At 68.7% G+C, this 5,406-nt stretch carries 5 protein-coding genes; 3 read left to right on the top strand and 2 right to left on the bottom strand.

Annotated features, from left to right (window positions below; genetic code table 11):
- Positions 1–254: 254 nt before the first annotated feature.
- Positions 255–1,529, bottom strand: coding sequence for a hypothetical protein (locus VFF46_RS18230; protein ID WP_325038338.1), 1,275 nt, complete (start codon positions 1,527–1,529; stop codon positions 255–257).
- A 114-nt stretch (positions 1,530–1,643) separates the two neighbouring features.
- Here VFF46_RS18230 and cofD point away from each other — a divergent pair, with 114 nt between their 5' ends.
- The 3 genes from cofD to VFF46_RS18215 all read left to right on the top strand — a co-directional run bounded on the left by cofD (position 1,644) and on the right by VFF46_RS18215 (position 4,413).
- Entirely contained in the window at positions 1,644–2,645 is a 1,002-nt protein-coding gene (cofD, locus tag VFF46_RS18225; protein ID WP_325038337.1) for a 2-phospho-L-lactate transferase, read from the top strand.
- Positions 2,642–3,610 (top strand): coenzyme F420-0:L-glutamate ligase, encoded by a 969-nt coding sequence (locus VFF46_RS18220; RefSeq protein WP_325038336.1) that lies wholly within the window; start codon positions 2,642–2,644, stop codon positions 3,608–3,610. Before cofD ends, VFF46_RS18220 begins: the two co-directional genes overlap by 4 nt.
- An 86-nt stretch (positions 3,611–3,696) precedes the next feature.
- Positions 3,697–4,413: a DUF3105 domain-containing protein gene (locus VFF46_RS18215; RefSeq protein WP_325038335.1), complete on the top strand. Its 717-nt coding sequence runs from the start codon at positions 3,697–3,699 to the stop codon at positions 4,411–4,413.
- Positions 4,414–4,467: 54 nt separating this feature from the next.
- Here VFF46_RS18215 and VFF46_RS18210 read toward each other — a convergent pair whose 3' ends face one another.
- Entirely contained in the window at positions 4,468–5,085 is a 618-nt protein-coding gene (locus VFF46_RS18210) for a hypothetical protein (protein ID WP_325038334.1), read from the bottom strand.
- Positions 5,086–5,406: the final 321 nt, after the last annotated feature.

Genomic DNA, 5,406 nt, shown 5'->3' with positions numbered 1-5,406 from the left:
CTGCGCTCTGCAACGGTCCCCGATACCGAGTGTCCTAACGAACGACACGGTTGAAATTACATTCCTGCAATGCACGAAAGTCAAGCCGTGCTCTGCTATTGGGATCATCCGCAACATGCCCGCAAAAGAACGAGAGGCCTGTGGATACAGGCCTCTCGCGCCGGGTACCCGGCTTCAAACCTCGTACTACCGCGATTTTTCCGCAAGCACGGTAAGGGCTTGCTGAGCTTGCTGCCGCCCGATCAGTTGACTGATCAGGAAGGCTGCGACCACCAGCCCTGCTGACCCTGGCCCGGCTGGTTCGGGTCGTTCTTGTCGCCCTCGACGCGCGGTTCGACACGGGTCTCGTCGGGCGAATCCGCCTGCTGTGCAGGCTCTGCGGCCGCCGGCTGCTCGGCCGGCTTGTCGTCGGCCTGCCAGGACTGCTCCTGCTGCCAGGCCTGCTGGCCCTGCTGTGCCTCGGGCTGCGTTTCCGCACCCTCGGCCGGCTGACCCCACTCCTGGCCGGACTGCGGCTGCTGGCCGTAGTCCTGGCCGCTCCACTGCTGCTGACCGGCCTGACCGTGTTGACCGTGCTGCTGACCAGCGTCGGCGCCCCACTGCTGCTGCTCCTGCGGCCACTGCTGGCCGTGCTCCTGGCCGCTCCACTGCTGCTGGCCCTCGGAGTTCCACGCCTGGGTCGGCTCGGCAGCGGCCTGACCCTCAGCTGGCCACGCCTGCTCCTGCTGGCCGGAGTGCTGTGCGGAGTGCTGACCGGCCTGCGGGTCCGCGGGCTGGCCGTGCTGGGCCTCCGCGTCACCGGCGGACCAGGCCTGCTGCTGGTCGCCCTGGTTCCAGCCCTGCTCCTGCGGCCACTGCTGCTGGTCGCCCTGACCCGCCGCGTAACCACCAGCGGCACCAGCCGCCGCGTAACCGCCGTACTGCTGGCCCTGGTCGTACTGCTGACCGCCGTACTGACCCTGCTGGTCCTGGCCGTAGCCCTGCTGCTGTGCGTAGCCCTGCTGGCCGTACTGCGCCTGCTGGCCGCCGAACTGGCCCTGCTGACCCGGGTGCGCCGGCTGCTGGAACTGGCCCGCCTTCGGGGTCTTGACCGGCGCCGGCAGCGCCTGGAACGTCTTCAGCGCATACAGCCCGACACCGCCGTACAGCGCGAGGCCACCGAGCGAGGCGATGAAGCCGACGATCTTCTCGCCGGCCGTGCCGCCGCCGTTGAACTGCGCGAACGTGGCGATCAGGCCGATCAGCAGGAACAGACCGGTGATGACCAGCGCGGCCAGCGTGACGATCCGGGCGTTCGGCGTCCGCTCACCCTCGTTGACCAGCCAGACCGCGGCCACCAGGGCCGGGATCAGCGCGATCGTGGTGACCGACGGCGGGACGATGATGCTGTGCACGCCCGCGGACGCGGCCACGAAGCCGATCCCGCCGACGAACAACTGGAAGAGCGCTGCCAGTGCGAGCAGGCCGGTGAATGCGAGCAAGATGTACGCGACCGGCTCTCTGAGCTTCTTGGTTGCGTCGGTGACCACGAGGGCTCCTCGGATGTTGGGGGGCCGTACAACTGAGCTGTGCGGATCTGATGACTCACCGCAGCATAGTCGTGCGGTGGGCCGACGCATTGACGACTCGGGCAGACTCTTCCCATGCAAGTTCGCACCCACATGCCCAAGCGATACACCGTGCTGGCCGGTGGCATCGGCGGATCCGCGTTCCTGCGTGGTCTGCTGACGGCCCGTCCCGACGCCGAGATCACCGTGATCGGTAACACCGCGGACGACATCACCCTGTTCGGCCTGCGGGTCTGCCCCGACCTCGACACCGTCATGTACACCCTCGGCGGCGGCATCTCGGAGGAGCGCAAGTGGGGTCGTGAGGACGAGACCTGGGTGATCAAGGAGGAGCTCGCGGCGTACGGCGTGGAGCCGACCTGGTTCGGGCTCGGCGACCGCGACGTCGCCACGCACCTGGTGCGCACCCAGATGCTGGACGCCGGGTACAGCCTGTCCGCGGTCACCGAGGCGCTCTGCGCCCGCTGGAAGCTCCCGGTCCGGCTGTTGCCGATGAGCGATGACCGGGTCGAGACCCACGTGGTGGTGGACGACCCGGAGCAGCCCGGCCGCCGCAAGGCCATCCACTTCCAGGAGTACTGGGTCCGGTACCAGGCCGGCATCCCGGCGCACCAGATCGTCGCGGTCGGCCAGGACAAGGCGAAGCCCGCGCCCGGCGTACTGGACGCGATCGCGGACTGCGACGTACTGATCGTCCCGCCGTCCAACCCGGTGGTCTCGGTCGGCACGATCCTCGGCGTACCGGGGATCCGGGAGGCCGTGCAGGCGACCGCCGCCCCGGTGATCGGGCTGTCGCCGATCATCGGCACCGGCCCGGTCCGCGGGATGGCCGACAAGGTGCTGGCCACGGTCGGCGTCGCCGCCACCGCGTCGGCGGTCGCACGGTACTACGGCTCCCGCGCGTCCGGCGGCGTCCTGGACGGCTGGCTGATCGACAGCTCGGACGCGATCCAGGCGGATTCGATCGCCGGAGCCGGAATTCATGTCCAGGCGGTGCCGTTGTGGATGACGGACGAGACCACCACCGCCGCGATGGCTGACGCGGCACTGACCCTCGCGGAGGCCGTACGGCGATGAGGAAGCACCTGGAGATCTTCCCGGTGACCGGACTGCCCGAGGTGGCGGCCGGCGCCGACCTGGCCGCGCTGATCGCGGAGGGCACCGACCTGCGCGACGGCGACGTGGTCTCGGTGACGTCCAAGATCGTCAGCAAGGCAGAGGGCCGGCTCACGTACGGCACCCGCCAGGAGGCGGTCGACGCCGAGCTCGTCCGGGTGGTCGCCCAGCGCGGCGAGACTCGGATCGTGCAGACCCGGCACGGCCTGGTGATGGCCGCGGCCGGCACCGACACCTCCAACACCGCGCCCGGTACGGTCCTGCTGCTCCCGATCGACCCCGACAAGTCCGCGCGGGCGTTGCGGGCGGCCTTGAAGCAGCGGTACGACATGAACGTCGGCATCGTGATCACCGACACCCTCGGCCGCCCGTGGCGCAACGGCCAGACCGACGTCGCGATCGGCGCCGCCGGGGTCCGCGTGGTCGAGGACCTGCGCGGTACGACGGACAGCCACGGCAACGTCCTCGCGGTCACCGAGCCCGCGCTCGCGGACGAGATCGCGGGCGCCAGCGAACTCGTGAAGGGCAAGGCCGACGGCGTACCGGTCGCCGTACTGCGGGGTCTCGAGGACGCGGTGCTGCCGGCCGGTTCGGACGGTCCCGGAGCGCGGGCGCTGGTGCGGGACGCCGAGCACGACATGTTCAGCCTCGGTACCCGCGAGGCGGCGCGGGCCGCCGTACTCGACCGGCAACCACCGGTTGGGCCGCGCGAGCTGGACGCGTCCGTGTTGTCGGAGTTGGTTCTCGACGGCGTGCAGGTGCAGGCCGGTGACAACGCTGTCACGGTGTCCGGCGAGAATCCGCTCACGGTGGGAATGGCCGCCGAGCGGGTCGCCGTACTGCTGCATGCCGAGGGGTTCGGGGTCGCGGTGCAGGCCGGGCCGGGTGCCGCGGCGACGGTCACGTTCGGCTCACGGTCGAAGTAGTTTTCTAGGCAACTTCTTAGGGTCACCTCGTACACTGCCTTCGCACGGCGGCGCGGTGGCCGCCCTTAGCCGGGAAGACCAACACTGTGGGTAAAGCGTCGTCGCAGAAGAAGTCGCGCCGCGAAATGATCGCGAAGATGCAGCGTGACCAGGCCGCCTCGGACCGCCGCCGTACCGTGATCATCGTGGTGTGCTCGATCGTGGTCGGGCTGGCCATCATCGCCTACCCGGCGATCAAACTCGTCCAGGACTCCCGGACCAAGAACCAGGCCCTCACCGACTTCGGCGTCGCGGCCGGCTCCGCGTCCTGCGACCCGATCACCAACGACACCGCCGGCGGCACCCAGGACCACCGCCCCGACGGCGAGAAGATCCTGTACTCCGTCTCGCCGCCGTCGTCCGGCCCGCACTACGCGGTCTGGGCGCCGTTCGACAAGAAGTTCTACACGACCGGCGACCGGCCGCCGGTGGAGAACCTGGTGCACAACCTCGAGCACGGGTACACGATCCTCTGGTACCGCGACACCCTGCCGAAGGACCAGATCGACAAGATCGAGAAGATCTCCAAGTCGAAGCTCCCCGACGGCTCCCTGAACAAGTTCATCGCCGCCCCCTTCAAGCAGTCCGACGGCAAGGGCTGGCCGGACGGCAAGAACCTCGCCTTCGCCCACTGGAGCGGCCCCGGCGCCGACCAGAAATCCTTCGGCCACCGCCAGTTCTGCAACTCCGTCAGCGGCGAGGCCCTCCAACAGTTCATGGACAAATACCCCGCCACCGACGCCCAAGAACCCAACGGCGGCTGACCTCCCCAACACCCGAACGCCCCCGAGAGCCCAGCTCCCGGGGGTGTTTCGTTGTCATCCTGACTCGCCCGAGTCCTCGCGCGACCGCCTACTCGCGTACTCAGCCTCCAGCACAGCCGCCCGCGCCCGAACCCTCTCGAGCTCGACCCGATCCTTCTCATCCAGTGCCGCCAAAGTCGCGGCATCGATCGGAATCGGGTCTTGCGCAAGCCGCTCCTCGAGACTGCGGTACGACACACCAGCAATGGGCAACTCGATCCCGACCTGCCCTTGCCAGAACTCCCCACCACGCTCGATGACCTGTGTCATCGGCTCATACGGATCGTCGAACTCGGGGAACCGTTCCTTCGGCCGGTCCCCCAGCGCGGCCCACCGGAACATGTCCGTCACGACCTGACGCACGAGCGGCGCCAATTCATGACCGACCGAGGCCTCCAATCGCTCCAACCACACCGGGTCGGTCCCGATCGAAGGGTCGAACGCCAGGGCGATGTCCGCGTACGGCCACAGACGAGTGATGCCGAGCGCATTCGCCCAGATGGCCTTCCGCCGGAAGAACTCATTGGCGAGTTGCCGACGTGACGTCTCATGAGCCTCCTCAGCTTCTTGATCGTCCCACCTGGCCGCTACCAGCCGAGCCAGCAACCGCTCACACGCCGCCCTGTCTGTCACAACCCCAACCCTTCCTTGGCCACCCGAACCACCTCGTCCAAGTTCGACAGGTCCTCCGCCACCCGAAGATCACCCCTCGGTATCAGGCGCATCGACCAATCGAGGCGCCGCGTCGTTGTCGAGAGGTGGCAACGGCTTGCTGTCGTCGGGATCCGTACGGCGGCCTCGTGCAGGGTCCGTCTTGCCCGCCGTCGACGCCCAGGGACCCAGCCGCGGCTGACCACACGAAGACTCCGAACGCCTCGAGAGTCCAGCTTCCGGGGGCGTTCCGCGTCAGCCGGACGTATCTGCCTCCCCGGAGTTCTGCATGCCGGCCTGGCG

The organism is Kribbella sp. (genome assembly GCF_035655035.1).
In the GTDB taxonomy this organism is placed as follows: Bacteria; Actinomycetota; Actinomycetes; order Propionibacteriales; family Kribbellaceae; genus Kribbella.
Note: the sequence above shows the minus strand (reverse complement) of the source record. Positions and strands in the feature narration are given on the sequence as shown.

Coding starts and splice junctions, on each gene's coding strand:
- cofD (WP_325038337.1), top strand. CDS start 1,644: ATGCAAGTTCGCACCCACATGCCCAAGCGATACACCGTGCTGGCCGGT.
- VFF46_RS18220 (WP_325038336.1), top strand. CDS start 2,642: ATGAGGAAGCACCTGGAGATCTTCCCGGTGACCGGACTGCCCGAGGTG.